The organism is Mycetocola lacteus (assembly GCF_003667575.1).
GTDB classification, from domain to species: domain Bacteria; phylum Actinomycetota; class Actinomycetes; order Actinomycetales; family Microbacteriaceae; genus Mycetocola; species Mycetocola lacteus.
This window is the reverse complement of record NZ_RCUY01000009.1, coordinates 59,611-81,959: the sequence shown is the minus strand read 5'-3', so window position 1 is coordinate 81,959 and position 22,349 is coordinate 59,611. Positions and strand designations below refer to the sequence as shown.

18 protein-coding genes are annotated in these 22,349 nt (G+C 66.4%); 1 reads left to right on the top strand and 17 read right to left on the bottom strand.

The features are described 5' to 3' along the window. The first annotated feature begins 1 nt into the window (after position 1). On the top strand, positions 2 to 2,875 hold the full coding sequence (locus tag D9V34_RS09600) for an ABC transporter permease (protein WP_121688620.1): 2,874 nt from the start codon (positions 2 to 4) through the stop codon (positions 2,873 to 2,875). Between the two features lie 64 nt (positions 2,876 to 2,939). Here the strand turns inward: D9V34_RS09600 and D9V34_RS09595 are convergent, their stop codons facing one another. The 17 genes from D9V34_RS09595 to D9V34_RS09515 all read right to left on the bottom strand — a co-directional run bounded on the left by D9V34_RS09595 (position 2,940) and on the right by D9V34_RS09515 (position 22,158). After that, positions 2,940 to 4,049: an N-formylglutamate amidohydrolase gene (locus D9V34_RS09595; protein ID WP_121688619.1), complete on the bottom strand. Its 1,110-nt coding sequence runs from the start codon at positions 4,047 to 4,049 to the stop codon at positions 2,940 to 2,942. Between the two features lie 106 nt (positions 4,050 to 4,155). Then, entirely contained in the window at positions 4,156 to 5,598 is a 1,443-nt protein-coding gene (gene pyk, locus D9V34_RS09590; RefSeq protein ID WP_121688618.1) for a pyruvate kinase, read from the bottom strand. 47 nt (positions 5,599 to 5,645) lie between these two features. Continuing rightward, positions 5,646 to 7,103, bottom strand: a complete 1,458-nt coding sequence (locus D9V34_RS09585) for a glutamate synthase subunit beta (RefSeq protein ID WP_121688617.1) — start codon at positions 7,101 to 7,103, stop codon at positions 5,646 to 5,648. Further along, positions 7,096 to 11,895, bottom strand: coding sequence for a glutamate synthase large subunit (gene gltB, locus D9V34_RS09580; RefSeq protein ID WP_121688616.1), 4,800 nt, complete (start codon positions 11,893 to 11,895; stop codon positions 7,096 to 7,098). Before gltB ends, D9V34_RS09585 begins: the two co-directional genes overlap by 8 nt. Positions 11,896 to 12,010: 115 nt before the next feature. Then, positions 12,011 to 12,988 (bottom strand): prolipoprotein diacylglyceryl transferase, encoded by a 978-nt coding sequence (gene lgt / locus D9V34_RS09575; RefSeq protein WP_245991987.1) that lies wholly within the window; start codon positions 12,986 to 12,988, stop codon positions 12,011 to 12,013. A 36-nt stretch (positions 12,989 to 13,024) separates the two neighbouring features. Then, complete coding sequence (trpA, locus tag D9V34_RS09570) at positions 13,025 to 13,813, bottom strand: tryptophan synthase subunit alpha (protein ID WP_121688615.1); 789 nt, start codon at positions 13,811 to 13,813, stop codon at positions 13,025 to 13,027. Then, complete coding sequence (gene trpB, locus D9V34_RS09565; protein ID WP_121688614.1) at positions 13,810 to 15,024, bottom strand: tryptophan synthase subunit beta; 1,215 nt, start codon at positions 15,022 to 15,024, stop codon at positions 13,810 to 13,812. Before trpB ends, trpA begins: the two co-directional genes overlap by 4 nt. Before the next feature lie 5 nt (positions 15,025 to 15,029). Beyond that, complete coding sequence (trpC, locus tag D9V34_RS09560) at positions 15,030 to 15,800, bottom strand: indole-3-glycerol phosphate synthase TrpC (RefSeq protein WP_121688613.1); 771 nt, start codon at positions 15,798 to 15,800, stop codon at positions 15,030 to 15,032. 3 nt (positions 15,801 to 15,803) lie between these two features. Further along, positions 15,804 to 16,034, bottom strand: coding sequence for a DUF6704 family protein (locus D9V34_RS09555; protein ID WP_030143521.1), 231 nt, complete (start codon positions 16,032 to 16,034; stop codon positions 15,804 to 15,806). A 113-nt stretch (positions 16,035 to 16,147) separates the two neighbouring features. Continuing rightward, positions 16,148 to 16,825: a Trp biosynthesis-associated membrane protein gene (locus D9V34_RS09550; RefSeq protein WP_121688612.1), complete on the bottom strand. Its 678-nt coding sequence runs from the start codon at positions 16,823 to 16,825 to the stop codon at positions 16,148 to 16,150. Then, a complete protein-coding gene (locus D9V34_RS09545) occupies positions 16,822 to 18,360 on the bottom strand; it encodes an anthranilate synthase component I (protein WP_121688611.1) in 1,539 nt (512 codons plus the stop codon). Before D9V34_RS09545 ends, D9V34_RS09550 begins: the two co-directional genes overlap by 4 nt. A gap of 62 nt (positions 18,361 to 18,422) precedes the next feature. After that, positions 18,423 to 18,812, bottom strand: coding sequence for a phosphoribosyl-AMP cyclohydrolase (gene hisI, locus D9V34_RS09540; RefSeq protein WP_030143518.1), 390 nt, complete (start codon positions 18,810 to 18,812; stop codon positions 18,423 to 18,425). After that, positions 18,809 to 19,573 carry an imidazole glycerol phosphate synthase subunit HisF gene (hisF, locus tag D9V34_RS09535; RefSeq protein ID WP_121688610.1) on the bottom strand — a complete coding sequence of 255 codons (765 nt, stop codon included), beginning with the start codon at positions 19,571 to 19,573 and terminating at the stop codon, positions 18,809 to 18,811. Before hisF ends, hisI begins: the two co-directional genes overlap by 4 nt. Positions 19,574 to 19,584: 11 nt before the next feature. Continuing rightward, positions 19,585 to 20,424, bottom strand: coding sequence for an ATP phosphoribosyltransferase (gene hisG / locus D9V34_RS09530; RefSeq protein ID WP_030143516.1), 840 nt, complete (start codon positions 20,422 to 20,424; stop codon positions 19,585 to 19,587). A gap of 48 nt (positions 20,425 to 20,472) precedes the next feature. Beyond that, a complete protein-coding gene (locus D9V34_RS09525; protein ID WP_030143515.1) occupies positions 20,473 to 20,736 on the bottom strand; it encodes a phosphoribosyl-ATP diphosphatase in 264 nt (87 codons plus the stop codon). 125 nt (positions 20,737 to 20,861) lie between these two features. Beyond that, the gene (rpe, locus tag D9V34_RS09520; RefSeq protein WP_121688609.1) at positions 20,862 to 21,524 is read right to left on the bottom strand and encodes a ribulose-phosphate 3-epimerase; all 663 of its coding nucleotides are present in this window, start codon (positions 21,522 to 21,524) and stop codon (positions 20,862 to 20,864) included. 79 nt (positions 21,525 to 21,603) lie between these two features. Further along, the gene (locus D9V34_RS09515; protein WP_121688608.1) at positions 21,604 to 22,158 is read right to left on the bottom strand and encodes a septum formation family protein; all 555 of its coding nucleotides are present in this window, start codon (positions 22,156 to 22,158) and stop codon (positions 21,604 to 21,606) included. Positions 22,159 to 22,349 lie beyond the last annotated feature (191 nt).

Below are 22,349 nucleotides of genomic sequence, written 5' to 3'. Positions count from 1 at the left end.
CATGCCTCTCGATCTGACTCCCACCCGGGGTGGGTGGCTTCGCCGTGCCCGGTTGAGCCTCCGCATCGCCCGGCGAGACATCGGCGCGCACCGCGGCCGCTCAGCCCTCGTGGTGGCACTCATCGCCCTGCCCATCATCGGGGTCTCCCTCGGGGGCACCGTGGCGCTCAGCGCCTTCCCCTCAGGGGAGGAAACCGCGCGCACCGAACTCGGCACTACCCAGGGCAGGCTCACACCGTTCAACGTCACCAACGCACTCGGCTATCAGGGCACTCGTGGGGACCTGGGTGGCACCGGCGTCCAGGGCGACGACGATCCAGATTTCCATGCCACTCCACCCGCCGATGCCGCCCCGGCCGGCTTCACCACCATTGCGTGGAACCAGTACACGTTCTCGATGACGCGAAACGACGTCGCGGTCAGCGTCACCACCGTCGCCACGGATGCCCTTAACCCGGCTTTCACGGGCAAGTACACCCTGCTTGAGGGCCGGGCACCCGCCCGCTATGACGAAGTTCTGGTTTCACCGGGTCTCCTCGAGAGCGGTGGGTGGAAAATCGGAGATACGCTGTCCACTCAGCTGGGCTCGGTGACCGCCACGGGAACCCTCCGCACCGCCACACGTGATGACTCGGCGAAGGTTCTTTTTGTGTCGCCGGATCAGGTTCCCGCGGAGCTGCGATCTAGCCCGGCGGACACCACCGTATATCTGGTTGGAGATCGTCCGCTCACCTGGAGTGAGGTCGCTCCGCTCAATGCGCAGGGGGTCCTGCTTACCTCCCGCGACCTCCTGGCTAATCCACCGGCGCCCGAAGAAATTGGTGCCGAGCTCACCACGTTGAGCGAGGACCACAGACTAGTCTCGATCCTGGCGATCGCCGGGATGCTCACGTTGGCTGGCGTTCTCGCACTCTTTGAGGTGTGCCTTCTGGCCGGTGCGGCCTTCACGATGGGCGCGCGTCGCCAGCAGCGGGAGTTGGCGCTCCTTTCGGCTTCTGGAGCAGAGAGCGTGAGCCTGCGCCACATCGTCATCTCAAGCGGAATCTGGCTCGGTCTCCTCGGCGGCATCGTGGGCACCGCGCTGGGAACGGCAATCGGGGTCGCGGTGGTCCGTGTCTCGCAGGCGGCGGGCAGCGCTCGTTTCGCCTCGCTGGTGATTGCCTGGCCGGTCTCGATCCTCGTGGTGATTGTGGGGGTGCTGGCCGGTCTGGTTGCGGCATCGGTTCCCGCCCGGCAGGTGGCCAACCAGGCCACCCTCTCCGCGCTGAAGGGCGGCCGATCGGTAGCCGGCCCCACCAAACGGGCCCTGACCGTGGGCGTGGTCTTTGGAATTGTCGCCCTGCTGCTGTTTGGAGGCATGGTCGCTCTCACCCTGATGATGTCGCCCTTCACCCAGGATTCACCCATCGGCTCACTGTGGTGGCTGCTCAGCATCACCGGTGCGCTGGCGCTTGCAACCTCGCTGATCCTGCTCACCGGCCCGCTGATCGAGGCGATCTCAAAGCGGGCCGCCGGATTGCCGCTGCCGCTGCGGCTGGCCGCCCGCGACGCGGGCCGCAATCGTGGCCGTGCCACCCCGGCCGTCGCGGCCGTCCTCGCCGCCGCGATGCTCGCGAGCCTGCTGATGGTGGTCCTGGCAAGCAATGGCGAGCAGGCGCGGCGTGACTATAACTGGAGCGCACATAAGAATCAGGCGGCGCTCGAGCTCTTTCAGTACCGACACGACCCTGCCACCTATGAGATCACCGGAGTTACCCGCGTCGATCCCGAACGGGTGCTCAAGGCCCTCACCGACTCGACGTCCACTCCCCCCGTCTCCCACACGCTGTACGCCTCCGAACCTGAGGACGCCTGTAAGGCTCAGGCCCAGGCAAGGGCCGAGGCGGGAGATGGCCCCGCGGCGTGTGAAACGTTTAGTGTGTACTGGCCCGAGGAAAACCGTTGCCGGATAGCACCCGACGGCACCCCCCTGGATCTGACCGATGCGCGCTGCCAGGGCTCGGGCGCTCATGGTCCCGGCTCGCTGAATCGGTTGCCCGCGATTGTGGTGGGTGACGAGAGCGATCTTGCCGTATTGCTCGGACGCCAGCCCGGTACTCAGGCTAAGGAAACCCTACGCAGTGGAGGGATCGTGCTGAGTAACCCGGCAATGCTGGGAAACAACGGTACCGCCACGATTGTGCACTACACGGACGAGGCCGCAAGACTGGCCGCCGAGACGGCAATCCCGGGGAGCTTTAGCGGATACCAGCCGACCATCTCCACCGGAGAGGTGATTCCCGCTAGCGTGGCGGAGCCCGATGTCGACATCCCCTACTACGGTGTCATTTCGCCCGACACGGCACGGAAGCTCGGCATGACCGTGGTGCCGGTGACTCAGCTCATTACCTTCGCGGAGACACCGACCGTTGCCGAGCGCGACCGCATGTCGGCCGCGGTCGAGCTGCTCGCCGAGGGATCGGGTCTCTGGATCGAATCTGGGCCGGATTCTCTCATCCAGCAGATGCTGTGGTGGATCGTTGTGGCCTCGGCTCTGATCACGCTGAGCGCGGCCGGGATCACCGCGGGTCTCGCCCTTGCCGACGGCCGGTCCGACCAGGCGACCCTCGCCAGCGTTGGCGCCTCAACTCGCCTGCGCCGCTCCGCTTCCGCCGCACAGACACTACTCACCGCCACCCTCGGCACCGCCCTGGGGCTCATCGCCGGCGCGATTCCGGCCGCGCTGATCTTTACGCTCACGCGCAATGCCGTGCTCGTTGTGCCCTGGGCGCAATTCGGTGTCCTGCTGGTCGTGGTTCCCCTGGTTGGGGCGCTCGCTGCCTGGCTGCTCACCCGGGGCTCGTTGCCGCTTACCAGGCGGCAAACCCTCGTCTAGTTGCCCCAAAACGGGACGTCCCCGCCGCATCTATGTGCGGCGGGGACGTCCCATGAACGCGTGTCTAGGAGCGACGGTAGCGGTCCCAGGCATCACGGCAGGCGTGTGCCACGGCGTCGACGTGTGCAGGATCCTCGGTGATCCAGCCGGTCCCCGGCTCATGTAGTACCCGGACCGCCGCGTCACCGAGGAGGAACTCGCGCAGGAATTCGGCCTGGACCGCGTCGAAGTGCACGCCGGCCTGTGCCGCATCGGTTTCGCGGGCGAAGCGCTCCCCCGCCGCGATGATTTCCTGGCTGCCCAGATAGGGCTGATTGAGGGCCACATCCTCGGCCCGCTCGACCGCGAAGGCCTCGCGGTGGGCCGACGCCAGCATGCGCAGCCGCACCGGGTTCATGGTGACCGGCCCCTCGGGACGTGGATTACCCGCGTGATCGCCGCGGTTGGACAGCGCCACCACACGCGGCAGCCGGTCTGCCGGGTCCCGCTCCACGTTGACGGCACCCTCGCGGGTGGTGGTGGTGTTCATCGTGTCGTGGAAACTCAGCCGGGTAAACCACGCGTCTCCCCCGGATGCCGCACGCGCATAGGCGGCGGCGATGAAACGCTCGGTCAGCTCATCCCGGGTACGCTCATACACACCGAGTCCCTGCTCGGCCACGGCCTCGAAGGTCGAGGTGAGCTCGGAGAGCTCCGCATCCGTGCTGGGCACGCGCAGCAGCGGATAGAAGGAGAAGGTGACCGGGCGAATCGCATCCACCCCGGTGAGATCCGCCCGCTGATACGCGCCGGCCGTCCGCACCCGTCCGATCGCTTCGGCCAGCAGCGCCGCCGGATCCTCGGGCTTTTTGCGGTTGGGGTCACGGATCAGCCGCGGGTGCGGGTTTTCCACGTACACAATGCGGGGATCGATCTCGGCCCAGCGACGCACGATTGCCGAGGTCGCCACATCGGAAAAATCGTACTGGAGACGCCGGGTGAACTCGGGGGCCAAAAAGCGTGAAATCTCGGCGGGGATGGCCGCGCCCGAGTGTGGACAGCTCACCAGCACATCCGCCTCGGAAATGGCCTGTTCGAGGCTCCGGCTATCCCGGTCGGCCCAGAAGGTGATGTCCGCGGGCGAAAACACGGTGCCCGCGGGAATGAGAACGGGGGCGGCATCACTGGTGGTCATGACCGCACACTACCCACAAGTGCCCCGCAAAAATATCCCCTACACGGGGGCGGGTTAACGCGGGACGGCCCCGGGGAAAACCCCGGGGCCGTCACTGCTGGCGTTTCTACTTCTGATACGCCGGAACGATCTGGTTCGCCGCATCGCCCACGCGGTGAATGCGCAGGTCGTTGGTCGAACCCGAGATTCCGGGGGGCGAACCGGAGATGACAACAACCTTGTCACCCTGCTCGGCGATTTCCTCGCCCAGCAGAGCGTCGTCCACCTGGCCGAACATGGCGTCGGTGTGGGTCACGGTCTCGATCAGACGACCCTCGACACCCCAGTTCAGCTGCATGCGACGCAGGGTCGACTCCAGCGGGGTGAAGCCGAGGACGGGGATCCGGCTGCGCAGACGCGAGGTCCGGCGAACCGAGTCACCGGTCTCGGTGAAGACGCAGAGGAACTTGGCGTCCACAAACTCGCCCACCTCGGCGGCGGCGGCCGTAATGGCGCCACCCTGAGTGCGGGGCTTGCTGCCCAGGGCCGGGATGCGCTCCAGGCCGTGCTCCTCGGTGGACTCCACGATGCGTGCCATGGTGGCCACGGTGATCACCGGGAAGGCACCCACGCTGGTCTCGCCCGAGAGCATGACCGCGTCGGCACCGTCAAGGACGGCGTTTGCCACGTCGGAGGTCTCGGCGCGGGTCGGACGCGGGCTCGAAATCATCGACTCCAGCATCTGGGTGGCGACGATAACCGGCTTGGCGGCACGACGGCACAGCTCGATGGCGCGCTTCTGCACGATCGGCACGGCCTCCAGCGGAAGCTCCACACCGAGGTCACCACGGGCAACCATGATGCCGTCGAAGGCCTCAATGATCTCCTCGAGGTTGTCCACTGCCTGCGGCTTCTCGATCTTGGCGATCACCGGAACGCGGCGACCCTCCTCGTCCATGATCTCGTGAACACGAACGATGTCCTTGGCGTCACGCACGAAGGACAGGGCGATGAAGTCGGTACCGAGGTTCAGGCCCCAGCGCAGGTCGGCCTCATCCTTTTCGCTCAGTGCGGGCACGTTCACGGCAACGCCGGGCAGGTTGATGCCCTTGTTGTTCGAGACCGGACCGGGCACGGTCACGACGGTGGTGACGACGTTGCCGTCAACGGCGGTGACCTCAAGGCCCACCTTGCCGTCATCGATCAGCAGCGGGTCGCCAACCTTCACGTCCGCGGGCAGGCCCTTGAACGTGGTGGAGGAGATGTCCTTGTTGCCGATGATGTCGTCGGTCGTGATCTTGAACACGTCGCCCTCGGCGAGGTCGTAGGGACCACCCTCGAACTTGCCCAGACGGATCTTGGGTCCCTGCAGGTCCACCAGAACGGCGGTGGGGTGACCAAGGTCCGCGGCGGCCTTGCGCACGTTGGTGTACACGGCCTCGTGGACCGAGTAGTCACCGTGGCTGAGGTTCATCCGAGCGACGTTGACGCCGGCCTCAAGGATCGCGCGGATGTTCTCATACGTGTTCGTGGCCGGACCAAGTGTCGCGACAATTTTTGCGCGTCTCATGGGTATAGAGCTCCAAACTTCTGCGGCAGATGCCGCGGCTGGGGTGATTACAGCGAGAGCGCCCGCTCGTGAGCGTGCACCGGGGCTGGGAGAGAACTGGTGCCTTCCAGGTAGCGATCTACCGCCGCGGCAGCCGCACGACCCTCGGCAATCGCCCATACGATGAGCGACTGACCGCGGCCGGCATCACCGGCAACGAAGACCCCGGGCTGGTTGGTCCGGTAATCATTGTCTCGTTCCAGGTTACCCTGTGTGGCGATCGGAAGCCCGAGCTGGTCGCGTACCGTGTCGCCCTCTGTCCCGGTGAAGCCCAGGGCAAGGAATACCAGGTCCGCAGGGATTTCACGCTCGGTCCCAGCCTTGGGGACACGCCGCCCATCCACGAACTCGGTCTCGGCAACACGAATGCTGCACACTTTCCCATCTTCGTCCGAAAGGAACTCGACGGTGGAGACCAGGTAGGCCCGCTCACCACCCTCCTCATGCGCGCTCTGGAACTCAAACAGGGTCGGCATGGTCGGCCAGGGCTGAGCATCCGAGCGCTCGGTCCCGGGCTGCTTGCCGATGGCCAGCGTGGTGACGGATGCAGCACCCTGGCGGTGCGCGGTACCGATGCAGTCGGCACCGGTGTCGCCACCACCGAGGATGACCACGTGCTTGCCGCGGGCGTCGATCAGGTTCTCCGGGGTCTCCCCCGCGACCGCGCGGTTGGCCGGCACCAGGTAGTCCATCGCGAAGTGCACACCCGACAGCTCGCGACCCGGAATCGGCAGATCGCGCGGGATGGTGGCACCGGTGGCGACAACCACGGCGTCGAAGCGCTTGCGCAGCGCCTCCCAGGTCAGGTCCACCCCGATGTTCACGCCGGCACGGAACCGGGTGCCCTCGGCGCGCATCTGGTCCAGGCGGCGGTCGATGTCGCCCTTTTCCATCTTGAAGTCCGGGATGCCGTAGCGCAGCAGCCCGCCGATGCGGTCCTCGCGCTCGTACACGGCCACGGTGTGACCGGCCCGGGTCAGCTGCTGGGCGGCGGCCAGGCCCGCGGGGCCCGATCCCACCACGGCCACGGTCTTGCCGGTGATGCGCTCGGGCGGCTGGGGCTGAACCCAGTCGTTGTCCCAGGCGTCCTGGATGATCGAGGCTTCGACCTCCTTGATCGTCACCGCGGGCTGGTTGATCCCCAGCACGCAGGCGCTCTCACAGGGGGCCGGGCACAGCTTGCCGGTGAACTCGGGGAAGTTGTTGGTTGCGTGCAGGCGTTCGATGGCCGCGTGACCCTCGCCCCGACGCACCAGATCGTTCCACTCGGGGATGATGTTTCCCAGCGGGCAGCCCTGGTGGCAGAAGGGCACACCACAGTCCATGCAGCGTCCGGCCTGGCGGGCCACGGTCGCGCCATCACGCTTGTCGTAGACCTCCTTCCAGTCCATGATCCGCACCGACACCGGGCGGCGGGCAGCGGTCTCGCGCTGCGTGGTCTCCATAAATCCGCGCGGGTTAGCCACGGGTCACCTCCAGGATGCGCTCCCAAACCACGTCGCCGTCCAGGTCAAGACCCTCGGTCTCGGCCTGGGCACGGGTGGCCTGTACCGCGGCGAAGTCGCGCGGTACGAGCTTAGAAAATTCGGTTGAGGCGGACTCGAAGTCCGCGAGGATCGCCTCGGCCACCGGCGAACCGGTCGCTTCGAAGTGACGGCCGAGCAGCTCGCGCAGGCGCTCCTGATCGGCGCGGTCCAGCGGGTGCACACCCAGCTCGCCGCTCTCGCGGGCGTCGGGGTTCACGGCCTCGGGGTTCAGACGGTAAATGTACGCGACACCACCGGACATTCCCGCACCCACGTTGTGGCCGGTGGGTCCGAGGATCAGGGCCTCGCCGCCGGTCATGTACTCCAGTGCGTGGTCGCCCACGCCCTCGGCCACCGCGGTGGCCCCGGAGTTACGCACCAGGAAGCGCTCGCCCACGACACCGCGCAGGAAGATCTGGCCCGAGGTGGCGCCGTAGCCGATCACGTTACCGGCGATCACCGACTCCTCGGCCCGATAGGTGGCCTCGCGCGGCGGACGCAGGGTGATCAAACCACCCGAGAGTCCCTTACCCACGTAGTCGTTGGCTTCACCCTCGAGGCGCAGCGCAATTCCGGCGGGCATGAACGCACCGAGCGACTGACCGGCTGTACCGTGCAGCGCAACCTCGATGGTGGACTCGGGCAGCCCGGCCTCGCCGTGACGCTTGGTCACCTCGTGGCCGAGCATCGTGCCCACGGCGCGGTCGGTGTTGTTGATCGGCAGATCAATCGCCACCGGCTCGCCGTTTTCCAGGGCCGCACGGGCGTGCCGGATCAGCTGGTTGTCGAAGTGCTGGTCGAGCTCGTGGTCCTGGGTGCGGATGCCACGCAGGGCCTGCTCGGTCTCAGGACGGTACAGCAGCGGGTCCAGGTCGAGTCCGCGCGCCTTCCAATGGGCAGCGGCATCTCCGGCGTGGATCAGGTCCACCCGGCCGATGGCCTCGTCCAGGGTGCGGAAGCCCAGGGCGGCGAGGTACTCGCGCACCTCCTCGGCGATGAACTCGAAGAAGTTCACCACAAACTCGGGCTTGCCGGTGAAGCGCTCGCGCAGCACCGGGTTCTGGGTGGCCACACCCACCGGGCAGGTGTCCAGGTGGCAGACACGCATCATGATGCAGCCCGAAACCACCAGCGGCGCGGTCGCGAAGCCGAACTCCTCGGCACCCAGCAGGGCACCGATGATGACGTCGCGGCCGGTCTTCAGCTGACCATCCACCTGCACCACCACGCGGTCACGCATGTTGTTGAGGATCAGGGTCTGCTGGGTCTCGGCCAGGCCGAGCTCCCAGGGGGTTCCCGCGTGCTTGAGCGAGTTCATCGGGGACGCACCGGTACCACCGTCGTGACCCGAAACCAGGATCACATCCGACAGCGCCTTGGCCACACCTGCGGCCACCGCACCGATACCGGCCTGGCTGACCAGCTTGGTGTGGATACGCGCGGCGGGGTTGGCCCGCTTGAGGTCGAAGATGAGCTGCTTGAGGTCCTCGATCGAGTAGATGTCGTGGTGCGGGGGCGGCGAGATGAGGCCGACACCGGGGGTCGCGTGACGGGTACGGGCCACCCAGGGGTACACCTTGGTCGGCGGCAGCTGACCACCCTCGCCGGGCTTGGCACCCTGGGCGAGCTTGATCTGGATGTCGTCGGCGTGGGTCAGGTACATGCTGGTCACGCCGAAGCGACCGGATGCCACCTGCTTGATCGACGAGCGACGCTCGGGGTCGAGCAGACGCTCGGTGTCCTCGCCACCCTCACCGGTGTTCGACTTGGCACCGAGACGGTTCATGGCGATCGCCAGGGTCTCGTGGGCCTCCTTGGAGATCGAGCCGTAGCTCATCGCTCCGGTCGAGAAGCGCTTCACGATGTCGGCGACGGACTCGACCTCGTCCAGCGGCACCGGGGTGCGGCCGTGGCCCTCGAGGCGGAACAGGCCGCGCAGGGTCATCAGCTTCTCGTTCTGCTCGTCTACCAGGGCGGTGTACTCGCGGAAGATGTCGTAGCGGCGCGAGCGGGTCGCGTGCTGCAGCTTGAAGACGGTCTCGGGGTTGAACAGGTGCGGGGCACCGTCGCGACGCCACTGGTACTCGCCACCGGTGTTCAGGCGCTCGTGCACCCGCTCGGCCGAGTTGTCCGGGTAGGCGCTCTTGTGCCGCGACATGGTCTCGGCGGCCAGGACACCGAGGTCCACGCCACCCAGGGTGCTCACGGTGCCACCGAAGTAGCCGTCGATGAGCTCCTGGGACAGACCCACGGCCTCGAAGGCCTGGGCACCGGCGTAACTGGACACCGTCGAGATACCCATCTTCGACATGATCTTCAGCACACCCTTACCCAGGGCATAGATCACGTTCTTGACGGCCTGCTCGGGGGTGATGCCGGTGATCACGCCGGTGCGGGTCAGGTGCTCGCAGGTCTCCATCGCCAGGTACGGGTTGACCGCAGTGGCACCGTAGCCGATCAGCAGGGCCACGTGGTGTACCTCGCGGACGTCTCCGGCCTCAACGATCAGGCCCACCCGCATGCGGTTCTCCCGCTCCACCAGGTGGTGGTGCACGGTCGAGAGCAGCAGCAGCGAGGGAATCGGGGCCAGGTCCTTGGTGGACTCGCGGTCGCTCAGCACCAGGAATTCGGCGCCGCGGGCCAGCGCGGTGTCCACCTCGGCGCGGATCTCGTCCAGACGGTCGCGCAGCGCGTTCTCGCCGCGGTCGAAGCGGTAGAGACCACGGATGGTCACCGCGAGCTCGGCGGGCGCACTGGAGAGGTCCTCGGGCTCGATGTGCTGGATCTTGGCCAGCTCATCGTTGTTGATCACCGGGAACTTGAGGATTACCCGGCGGGCGTGCGCGGGGGCGTCCTCGAGCAGGTTGTGCTCGGGTCCCAGACCGATCGAGAGCGAGGTGACCCGCTCCTCACGGATCGCGTCCAGCGGCGGGTTGGTCACCTGCGCGAAGCGCTGGGTGAAGTAGTCAAACACCAGGCGCGGGCGGTCGGACAGCACGGCGATCGGGGTATCGGATCCCATCGCACCGAGCGGCTCGGCACCGTTCTGCCCCATCGGGGCCAGCAGGATGCGCACCTCCTCCTCGGTGTACCCGAAGGTCCGCTGACGGCGGGTGATCGAGGCGGCGGTGTGCACGATGTGCTCGCGCTCGGGCAGGTCCTCCAGGGTGATCTGCTCGGTCTCCAGCCACTTGGCCCAGGGCTCAGACTCGGCCAGGCCCTTCTTGACCTCGGTGTCCTCGATGATCCGACCCTCGGCGGTGTCCACCACAAACATCTGTCCCGGACGCAGGCGTCCCTTGCGGGCCACGCGCTCGGGGGCAATCGGCAGAATACCGATCTCGGAACCGAGGACAACCAGGCCATCGGTGGTCTCGAGCCAGCGACCCGGACGCAGTCCGTTGCGGTCGAGGGTCGCGCCCACCTGGGTGCCGTCGGTGAAGGTCAGCGCGGCAGGGCCGTCCCAGGGCTCCATCTGGAGCGCCGAGAACTCGTAGAAGGCGCGCAGGTTGTCATCCAGCCCGGTCTTCTTCTCCCAGGCCTCGGGCACCAGCATCGTCATCGCGTGGGTGATCGAGCGACCCGACAGAGTCAGCAGCTCAAACACCTCATCCAGCGAGGCCGAGTCGCTGGCACCGGGGGTGCAGATGGGCAGCAGCGGCGAGAGGTCGCCCAGCAGGTCGCTGGCCAGCTGTGACTGGCGCGCACGCATCCAGTTACGGTTACCCTCCACGGTGTTAATCTCGCCGTTGTGGGCGAGCATCCGCAGTGGCTGCGCGAGCGGCCACGACGGGAAGGTGTTGGTGGAGTACCGCGAGTGCACCAGCGCGAGCTTGGAGGCGAAACGGGCATCCGAAAGATCGGGGTAGAACGGCTCAAGCTGGAGCGTGGTAACCATGCCCTTGTAGACCAGGGTACGGCTCGACAGCGAGGCGAAGTAGGCACCGAGCTCATGCTCGGCGCGACGGCGCAGTCGGTAGGCCAGCCGATCCAGCAGGAGGGGATCCGGGCGGGCGGGACGCGCGGCGGTCGTGGGGACCGCGGGAGGAATGTCCTCGGAGCGCGCGGGAGTGGGGATCGAGGCGCTCGACGAGGGGGTGATCGTGGGGATCGAGGAGGTGGCGGTGGAGACCGCGTCCAGGTTGGAGAAGACGGTTGCGGGAGTCGGGTTCACCTCCTCCGGGGCGCCGGGTTCGATCGGCGAGTGCTCGTGCAGCTGCGGCTCGGGAGCGTGGTGAGCGATCTCGGTTTCCACGCGCACAAACAGCTGCTCAAACGCGGGCATGGCCTCGCGGGCGAGCGTACCGAGGTGCTCGGGGTCGGTCGGGACCTCACGCCAACCCAGCACGGTGAGTTCTTCCTCGGCGGCGATCTGCTCGATCGCGGCCTTCTGAGCGGCGCGCTCGGCCGAGTCCTTGGGCAGGAAGGCCATACCGACCGCATACTCCCCCGCCTCGGGAAGTTCAAACGGGGTAACCTCGCGCAGGAAGGCGTCGGGCACCTGGCTCAGCAGACCCGCGCCGTCACCGGTGCCGGCGTCCGAGCCGATTGCACCGCGGTGCTCGAGGTTACGCAGGGCCTGCAGGGCCAGCTCGATGATGTCGTGTCCGGCGGTGCCACGCAGGGTAGCGACCGCGGCCAGGCCACAGGCGTCCTTTTCCTGGACCGGGTTGTAAAGCCCCTGCCGCGGCGGAACCGCGGAGAAGCTTTGATAGGGACTGTGTTGCGTCATGAATCCACCCTTACGGAGTGTTTAAGGGGATGGGACGCCATTGGCCCGGGGCAGGTCTAACCTGTCCCGGGCCAATGCGTTGTAACTGGGTATGTTCTGGCTGAACCCGAGCGGGTTAGGGGGTTGCGCCTTCCCGGCTTGTGGCCGGTTCAGCTACCGGCGCCGTTGCCGGAACCGAGGGGTCAGTGGTATCTACGTACTCCACATCGGTGTGTGAAGATCCTACTCCAGCCTGAGCGTCCTTATCGCCACGACCCGGCATATATGCCGAGGGGATCAAACCGGTGTGGCGCTTGTTCTGCACGATGATCAGGACAATTCCCACAACGATGGCGAGCAGAGCCGCCCAAACATTTACCCGAATTCCGAAGAAAATCTCGCTCGGGTCGATCCGGATCGACTCCCATACGGTACGGCCTGCGCCGTACCAAATGAGGTAGGCACCAAAGACCTTGCCCCAGCCCACGTTGATCTTGCGCGAGAGCCACAGCAGGAACAGCACACCGAGCAGGTTCCAGATGACCTCATAGAGGAAGGTCGGGTGGAACAGGGTACCGGCGGGCAGACCCAGCGGCCAGGCCGCGTTGGTGCTGTCGATCTGCAGGCCCCAGGGCAGGTCGGTGGGGGTACCGAACAGCTCCTGGTTGAAGTAGTTGCCGAAACGGCCGAAGGCCTGAGCCAGCAGCAGACCGGGGGCCAGCGCGTCGGCGAAGACCCAGAAGCGCAGTCCGGTCCACTTGCAGCCGAGCCAGGCGCCCACGGCACCACCCAGCAGCGCACCGAAGATCGCGATTCCACCGCTACGGATATCCACGACCTCCCAGAGGTTCGCTCCCGGGTAGAAGTAGTCGTTGGGGTGGGTCAGCACGTGGAAGATCCGCGCGCCGATGATGCCGATCGGCACGGTCAGCAGGATCATGTCCAGCACGACGCCGTTACCGGCACCCAGCTTATTCAGGCGGTGGTTCACCAGGAACGCCGCGGCGACGATGCCCGCCATAATGCAGAGGGCATAGAAGTAGATGGTTACGGGCCCGATATTAAACGAGTTAATCTCGGGACTGGGGATGCTCAGGGAAATCACCCGGGTCACGCCTTTCTTCAGATACGCCTGGCGGCGCGGATAATTCTACTTCGACTGGCTCTTACCGGTTGCCAGCTCGGCGGCCTTGGCGGCCACGGCGGGCACTCCACCCTCGGCGAGGGCGGAGACCAGAGCGGAACCGACGATGGCACCGTCGGCATAGCTGAGCACGTCACGCACCTGGGCGGCACTGGAAATTCCCAGTCCCACACAGGCGAAGTTGTCTCCGGCGGCGCGCAGGCGGGTGGTCAGTGCGCGGGCGGCACCGTCCATCTCGCTGCGGGCACCGGTGATTCCCATCGTGGACACCGTATAGACGAATCCACGGCTGAGCTCCGACACGGTCTTCAGGCGCTCGTCACTCGAGGACGGCGCGGCCAGGAAGATGCGTTCCAGATCGGTCCGGTCCGAGGCCGAGAGCCAGTCGGCGGCCTCATCGGGGATCAGGTCCGGGGTAATCAGCCCGGCACCACCGGCGGCGACCAGGTCGTCGGCGAAGCGGTCGGGTCCATACTGAATGACCGGGTTCCAGTAGGTCATCAACAGGACCGGCACGTCCACGCGAGCACGAATCTGACGAACCGCCTCAAACACGTGGGCGAGCTTGAACCCACCGGCCAGGGCCTGAACGGTGGCCGCCTGAATCGCGGCCCCATCCATGACCGGGTCCGAGTAGGGCACGCCGAGCTCGATGATGTCCACGCCGTTTTCGGCGATGGCCACCGCGGCGTCCACACTGGTCTGGAAGTCGGGGAAGCCAACCGGAAGGTATCCGATCAGGGCCCCGGAACCGTCGCGGCGCAGTGCCGCAAGGGTGTCGTGTACCTGGGTCACAGCTGCGTGGCTCCCTCGTCGATCAGGTCGAAGTAGCGACCCGCGGTTTCCATATCCTTGTCACCGCGGCCCGACAGGCTCACCAGGATGGTGGCGTCCGGTCCGAGCTCGCGGCCGAGCTTCAGCGTGCCGGCCAGCGCATGCGAGGACTCGATCGCCGGGATGATGCCCTCGGTGCGACTCAGCAGACGGAAGGCCTCCATCGCCTCGGCATCGGTGATCGGACGGTACTGCGCACGGCCGAGGTCTGCGAGCCACGAGTGCTCGGGACCCACGCCCGGGTAGTCAAGGCCCGCCGAGATCGAATGCGACTCGATGGTCTGGCCATCCTCGTCCTGCAGCAGGTACGAGCGCGCACCGTGCAGCACGCCGGGGCGTCCCTTGGTGATCGTCGCCGCGTGACGCGGGGTGTCCACGCCCTCACCGGCGGCCTCAAAGCCGTACAGGGCCACGTCGGCATCGTCGAGGAACGCGTGGAAGATTCCCATCGCGTTGGATCCTCCGCCGACACACGCGGTCACCGCGGTGGGCAGCGCGCCGGTCAGGTCGAGGACCTGCTGACGGGCCTCCTCGCCGATGATCTTCTGCAGATCACGAACCAGCGCGGGGAACGGGTGCGGTCCGGCCACGGTTCCGAAGATGTAGTTGGTGGTCTCGACGTTGGTGACCCAGTCACGCATCGCGTCGTTGATCGCGTCCTTGAGGGTGCGCGAACCGGTCTTGACCGGAATGACCTCGGCACCCAGCAGGCGCATGCGGGCCACGTTGAGCGCCTGACGCTCGGTGTCCACCTCGCCCATGTAGATGACGCAGTCGAGCCCAAACAGCGCGGCGGCGGTGGCCGTGGCCACCCCGTGCTGTCCGGCACCGGTCTCGGCGATCACCCGGGTCTTGCCGATGCGCTTGGTGAGCAGCACCTGACCCAGCGCGTTGTTGATCTTGTGTGAACCGGTGTGGTTCAGATCCTCGCGCTTGAGGATGATCCGGGCACCACCGGCGTGCTCGGCAAACCGGGGCACCTCGGTAATGATCGAGGGACGACCCACGTAGTCCCGCAGCAGCGCGCGGAACTCGCCGAGGAAGGCCTCGTCATTCCGGGCGCTGTCCCAGGCCTCGGTGAGCTCGTCGAGAGCCGCGATCAGCGACTCGGGGGAATAACGACCACCGAAGGCACCGAAGTACGGTCCGGTTTCGGAACGAAGATCCGTCATAGGGATTAAACCGCCAGATATTCAGCAAGGGTCGCGACCGGATCTCCGGTCACCAGGGCCTCGCCGATCAGGACCACATCGGCACCGGCCGCGCGGTAGTGGCGCACATCGGCCGGCGAGAGCACGGCGGATTCGGCCACCCGGATGACCCCGGCGGGGATCTGCGGGGCGAGGGTGCCAAAGAGGTCACGATCGAGTTCGAACGTGGAAAGGTTGCGGGCGTTCACACCGACCAGCTGGGCGCCGAGCGCGAGGGCGCGGTGCAGCTCCTCCTCGCTGTGCGTCTCCACCAGCGCGGTCATGCCGAGCTCGGTGATCAGCGCATACAGTGAGGCCAGGGTGGCATCATCCAGCGCGGCCACGATCAGCAGCACCAGGTCGGCTCCGGCCGCGCGGGCCTCGTACACCTGGTACGGCGACGAGATGAAGTCCTTGCGCAGCACAGGCAGCGCGACCGAACGACGAACCTCCTCGAGGTCGGCCAGCGACCCCTTGAACTTTCGTCCCTCGGTGAGCACGCTGATGGTGCTGGCGCCACCGGTCTCATAGGACACGGCCAGCTGGGCGGGATCGCGAATCTCGGCGAGGTCACCGCGCGAGGGGCTCGCGCGCTTGACCTCGGCGATGATCTTCACCCGGTCACTCGGCGCCAGCGCGGCGAGGGCATCGATCGCGGCGGGGCGGGCGAGCGCCTCGGCTCGCACCGCCTCGAGCGGCTTCAGCCGCTCACGATCGGCGGCGTCGGCCGCGGCACCCGCCATCAGGTCGGCGAGCATGAGCTAGTGGCTCTTGGCGACGTACTTGGGGCCCTTGACGCCCCAACCGGCCTTCGAGAGGATCCAACCGAGCAGCGCACCCACGCCGATCAGCGCAACCGAAGCCCACACCAGCCACACCTGGGCGAACCAGAAGGCAACGGTGCCGATGGTAACGGCGGCCAGCATAACGATGACGGCGGTCCAGGCTGCGGGCGAGTGTCCGTGTCCGGGATCGGAAATGTCGGTGCTCATGAAACTCCTTAAACGAATGGGCGGATCCATCCTATCGGGGATCGCCGGGGGCGTGCGCACCCACGCGGTGCGCCTCGGGTCGGGACGCGCGGATCGGGGTGACGCGCGTGGGGTTAGGACTTGGAGGTCGAGTTGGGAAGTGTGGGATCGGTGGGGTCCTCGCCGCGACTCAGGTCATCCCAGCTATCGATCGCGTCGGGCATGGCGTTTTCATCCACGACCCGCACCCGCGGGGTGGTCTGATACTTGCGTCCGGCAGATCCGGGCCAGTGCTTGGCCGTGAGGATGATGACAAACCCGGTGAAGACCGCGATGGCCGCCCCCAGCAGACCCACATAGGGCCAGAAGGTGACGCTCGACGCGGTGATCACCTGGGCAATCGAGGCGGGTCCGGCCACGCCGGTGGCCTCGGTGACCGCGGCTCCCGAGGAGGCACCGGGGTTCAGCAGCACCAGGATGCCCTCGAGGGCGATGCACAGTCCGAGGATGACCGAGAGGGCACCAAAGAGCAGGCGCAGGACGTATCCGGCAATCGACAGCGCCGCGGCCAGGGCGATCAGACACAGAGCCAGGGCCGTCAGCGCCGGTGCGGCGATGGTCCCGTTGACCGCGAGGTCCTTGCTGCCACCACTGGGGATGTTGACGGTCAGGTTGACCCAGGTCTGGGTCCACGAGAGCAGTCCCAGTCCCCCGGCAACAATCAGCAGGAGCAGCGAGCGGGACTTGAGTCCGCGGCGCTTCTTGGCGATCTTCTCCGCTTCCGTCGGGGTGGCTTCGGTGGGCTGGGTCATGAAATCCTCGTGAGTGCGTTGGCGATGGCCACCGCGCGCAGCGGTGCGGCGGCCTTATTGCGGCTTTCGGCCGCTTCGAGTTCGGGCACCGAGTCGGCCACCAGTCCGCCGCCGGCCTGCACGTAGGCGGTGCCGTCGACGATGGTGGCGGTGCGAATGGCGATGGCCAGGTCGGCGTCACCGGAGAGGCCGAAGTAGCCCACGACTCCCCCGTACACGCCACGCTGGGCGGGCTCCAGCTCGTCGATAATCTCCAGCGCCCGCGGCTTGGGCGCACCGGAGAGGGTGCCGGCCGGGAAGGTCGCGCGGAAGATGTCCACCGGGCTGGCATCTGCACGGAGCGTACCCTCCACCGAGGACACCAGGTGCATGATGTGGCTGAAGCGTTCGATCCGCATGAACTCGGTCACTTCGACGGTGCCGGGCGTGCACACCTTGGCCAGATCGTTGCGGGACAGGTCCACCAGCATCAGGTGCTCGGCGCGTTCCTTCTCGTCGGCGAGCAGCTCGTCGGCGAGTTCGGTGTCCTGTTCGGGGGTGCGCCCGCGTGGGCGGGATCCGGCGATCGGATGGGTGATCAGGTGACCATCCTCCGATTTAACCAGGGCCTCCGGAGAGGAACCCACCACGTGGAAGGGGCGCCCCTCCGCATCCTCCAGCGCAAAGAGGTACATGTACGGGCTGGGGTTCAGCGCGCGCAGCACCCGGTAGACATCCACCGGTTCCGCCTCGGTTTTCAGGTCAAAGCGCTGCGAGAGCACCACCTGGAAAATGTCACCGGCACGGATGTACTCCTGCGAGGCCAGGACACCGTCCAGATAGTCCTGCGGATCGGTACGGTTGGTCGGATCGGCCACCAGCGAGAAGTCGGCCTCGGCGAGCCATGCCTCGGCGGGCTGGGCCAGGCCGGTCTGCAGGGCGTTGAGCTGCGCCTGGGCGTGGGCCCAGCGGGTGTCCCCGTCCAGCTCATCATCCAGCAGCACGTTGACGATCAGGCGCACGGTGGCCGAGCGGTGATCGCACACGGCCAGGCTCTCCACGAAACTCAGCGCCTGGTCGGGCACCGGAATCTCGCGCGGCGGGGCATCGGGCAGGTGCTCGATCTGACGAATGGCCTCCCAGCCGATAAACCCGACCAGACCACCGGTCAGCGGGGCGAAGCCGTCGATCTTGGGTCCGGCCCAGCGACGGTAGAACGCGTCCACGGCATCCAGCGGGCCGGCGGGGATCGACTCGCCGAACGCGCGCTCGGCACTCAGATCGTAGTCGATCCAGTGACTCGCACCGTCCCGCTCGGTGAGCACACCAAACGAGGACACCCCGATAAACGAGTAGCGCGACCAGATACCGCCCTGCTCGGCGGATTCCAGCAGGAAACTGCCGGGCTTCCCGGCGGCCAGCTTCCGGTAGATACCTACCGGCGTTTCGCCGTCGGCAAAGATCTCGCGGGCAACCGGAACCACCCGGTGCTCCCCCGCCGAAACCAGGCGGTCAAAGTCCGCACGGGTGGTGGTGCCGGACATACTGTTACTCATCAAAACTCCCGAATGTTCGCGCCGCGCCCTCGTTCGAGGCTAGCGGGCGTACGTGCACGTGGCTAGGGGCGGCCGGGAACCTCTCCCGGAACCGCCGGAACCGTGCGCTCATCAAAACATGAGTGTGCGCCGGTGTGACAGGCAGCTCCCACCTGAACCACGCGGATGAGCAGGGTATCGGCATCACAATCGACGCTGACATCCCGGACATACTGGGCGTGGCCGGAGGTATCACCCTTACGCCAGAACTCCTGGCGCGATCGCGACCAGAAGGTGACCCTCCCCTCGGTCAGGGTGCGCCGCAGCGCCTCCGCATTGACGTACCCGAGCATGAGCACGCGTTCGGTACCCACCTCCTGAATGATCGCCGGAGCCAGGCCATTCTCGTCATAGGTGACGCTCGCGGCCACGGCCTCGGGACTCGAGGTGTTCAGGGTGACGGTACCGCTCATCGCCGCACCTCGATCCCCTCGTCCGCCAGCGCCAGCTTGACCTGATCGATGGTGAACGCACCGGTGTGGAACACGCTCGCGGCGAGCACCGCATCGGCACCGGCATGTACGGCGGGGGCGAAGTGTTCAAGCGCTCCGGCGCCGCCCGAGGCGATCACCGGGACGTGCGAGATAGCGCGGATCGCCCGGATCAGCTCCAGATCGAAACCGTCACGGGTACCGTCGGCATCAATCGAGTTGACCAGCAACTCGCCGGCACCGCGGTTGATGGCGTCGGTGGCCCAGGCCAGCGCGTCCAGCTCGGTCTTGGTGCGGCCACCGTGGGTGGTCACCACAAAGCCCGAGGGGGCCGCAGCATCACGGGTGATGTCGAGGGAGAGCACCACCACCTGCGCGCCGAAACGGTCGGCAATTTCGCCGATCAGCTCGGGACGCGCGATTGCCGCGCTGTTCACGCCGATCTTGTCGGCACCGCAACCCAGCAGGCGCGCGACGTCCTCGGCTGAGCGCACACCCCCGCCCACGGTCAGCGGCACAAAAACCTGCTCGGCGGTGCGGGTCACCACGTCATAGGTCGTGGCACGTCCATCCACGGTCGCGGTGACGTCGAGGAAGGTGATCTCATCTGCGCCCTGAGCCGCATAGTTCGCGGCGAGTTCAACCGGGTCGCCCTGATCGCGCAGGTTCTGGAAGTTCACACCCTTGACCACGCGGCCACCTGCCACGTCGAGACACGGGATCACACGCGTTGCGAGTGTCATGGTCTTCCCCCTTAGAGACGTGCGGCGTGAATCGCGCTGACCAGGATCGCGCGGGCACCCAGCTCATAGAGGGCATCCATGATCTGGTTGGTACGGCGCTTGGGAACCATGACGCGCACGGCGACCCACTCGGGCTCGCGCAGCGGCGACACGGTCGGCGACTGGCGGCCGCCGGCAATCGCGGTGGCCTCATCCAGCAGCGAGAGCGGCAGGTCGTAGTCCATCAGCACGTACTGACGGGCAACCTGGACACCCTCGAGGCGGCGACGCAGGGTCGCCAGACCGGGCTGCTCCTGCTCGGAGCGGATCAGGACCGCGGTGGATTCGAGGATGACCGGGCCGAAGATGTCCAGTCCAGCCTTGCGCAGGGTCGCGCCGGTGGAGACCACGTCGGCCACGGCGTCGGCGACGCCGAGCTGCACGGCGGATTCCACGGCACCGTCGAGCTTCACCAGGTGGGCGCTCACGCCGTGCGCGGCGAGGAAATCGCCCACCAGGCCCGGGTAGCTGGTGGCCACGCGGACCCCCTCCAGGTCGCTCAGCTCGTGGAATTTACCGGCCGGGCCGGCGAAACGGAAGGTCGAGTCGCCGAAGTTCAGCGGCTCGATCTCGATGGCATCGGATCCGGAATCCAGCAGCAGGTCACGGCCGGTGACACCCACATCGAGGGCACCGGAGCCCACATAGGTGGCGATATCGCGCGGTCGCAGGAAGAAAAACTCGACGTCGTTCTCGGCGTCGACCAGGTGCAGTTCCTTGGGGTCGCGACGGGTCGCATAGCCCGCCTCGGCAAGCATCAGGGTGGCGGTTTCGGACAGCGATCCCTTATTGGGGATGGCAATTCTCAGCATGGGTGAACCTTAGGTTTGAAGTTGGGTATCGAGGGTGAAGCGGGGGCTTCACAGATGTCGATACACGTCCTCCAGGGTCAGACCCTTGGCGATCATCATCACCTGCAGGTGGTAGAGCAGCTGCGAGATCTCCTCGGCAGCCTCATCATTGCTCTGGTATTCGGCGGCCATCCATACCTCGGCGGCCTCCTCCACGATCTTCTTGCCGATGCCGTGGACGCCACGGTCCAGCTCGGCCACCGTCAACGAACCCTCGGGGCGCTCCTGCGCCTTTCGGGTCAGCTCGGTAAACAGGGTGTCGAAAGTCTTCACGAAGTTCACACTACTAGGTGCCCGGGCCCGAAAAAGACCGCGAGGCCCGGATCCGGGCGGAAATATGCCCGGATTTTGAGCACACCGGTGCAGGACCAAACACCGGTGCGCCCGTTTCCTCGACGCTAGTGACGGTGGGCGGCGGCCAAGTCACGCAGCGAATCGATCGCCAGCGCGGGGCTCTGCGCCCCGTAGACGGCCGACCCGGCCACAAAGGTATCCGCTCCGGCCTCGGCAGCCTGGGCTATGGTGGCCTCGGCGATGCCGCCGTCCACCTGCAGCCACACGTTGGATCCGCGGCGCTTGGCCTCGGCCGACAGTGCCGCAAGCTTGGGCATCATGTCCGCCATGAACGATTGTCCACCGAACCCGGGCTCCACGGTCATGATGAGAATCTGGTCAAATTCGTCCAGGTGCTCCAGGTAGGGCTCAATCGGGGTACCGGGCTTGAGCGCGATTCCCGCCCGTGAGCCGATCTCACGAAGACGACGAGCCAGCGCAATGGGGTTCTCGGCGGCCTCGGCGTGGAAGGTCACCGAGGCCGCGCCGATCTCGGCATATTCGGGGGCCGTACGGTCTGCATCGCTGATCATCAGGTGGATATCCAGCGGGACCGGCGACACATCCTGGATGCGACGCACCATCTGCGGCCCGAAGGTCAGGTTGGGCACGAAGTGGTTATCCATCACATCGACGTGCACAAAATCGGCGTTGGCAATGCGCTCAAGATCCGCCTGCATGTTTACAAAATCGGCGGAAAGAATACTCGGGTTGATCCGGACTGTCATGTCTCCAGCCTATCGCCTGAGACACCACACGCCCGCCCGAAAGTGCCGGGCGGGCGTGTGCGGGTGGATGGGTACCGGGTTAGCGTCCGGAACCGGCGAGGGCGCCGGTGAGCTTTCCGCTTTCCCCGTCAAAAAGGAAGCACTGGATGGTGCGGTCGTCAATGGCGTCCCAGCCATCTTCGGTTGGGTAGAACCAGTCGTAGTCCAGGGCCGAGGTTTCATAGTCCACCCCGACATACTCGGTGAAGCGTGACTCACAGGCACGCGCGGCGACCTCGTGCACGGCGTCCTCCCCGGGGTATCCGTCCTCGATGTCCACGGCACCGAGGTCGTCCTGGGTGATCTCGTGCTCGTAGTACAGCTCGGCATCGTGCTCGGTGTCGCACGGGATGACCTTCAGATCGCTCACCGTGTCCCCATTGGGGACGTTGACGCAGTCGCCCACCTTGATGGTGAAAACGTCCTGCTTGCCACCCTCGACTACCGACCCCTGATCGTCGCGCACGGGTGTCTTCCCGTTGCTGGCGATATCCTCCAGGATCGAGCAGCCGCTCATGGTCAGCGCCGCACTCAGTGCCACCGCCACGCCCAGTCCCCCGCGCATCAGACGTCGCGACATCGTGTTCTTGTTCATGTTGTTCCCCTTGTCCGCCACGACCCCCGGATGCTGCCGGGGCGCGTGCGATGTTCAAAAATGCGACCGGAGGATTTTGACGAAGTCACCCGGCCGCTACCACAGTAGGGCCTTGAGCACCCGTAAAAGAACAGATGTGATGATTTCGATAGTTGTGCTGTCGCATTCCCACCTTCCCGCATGCCACAGGC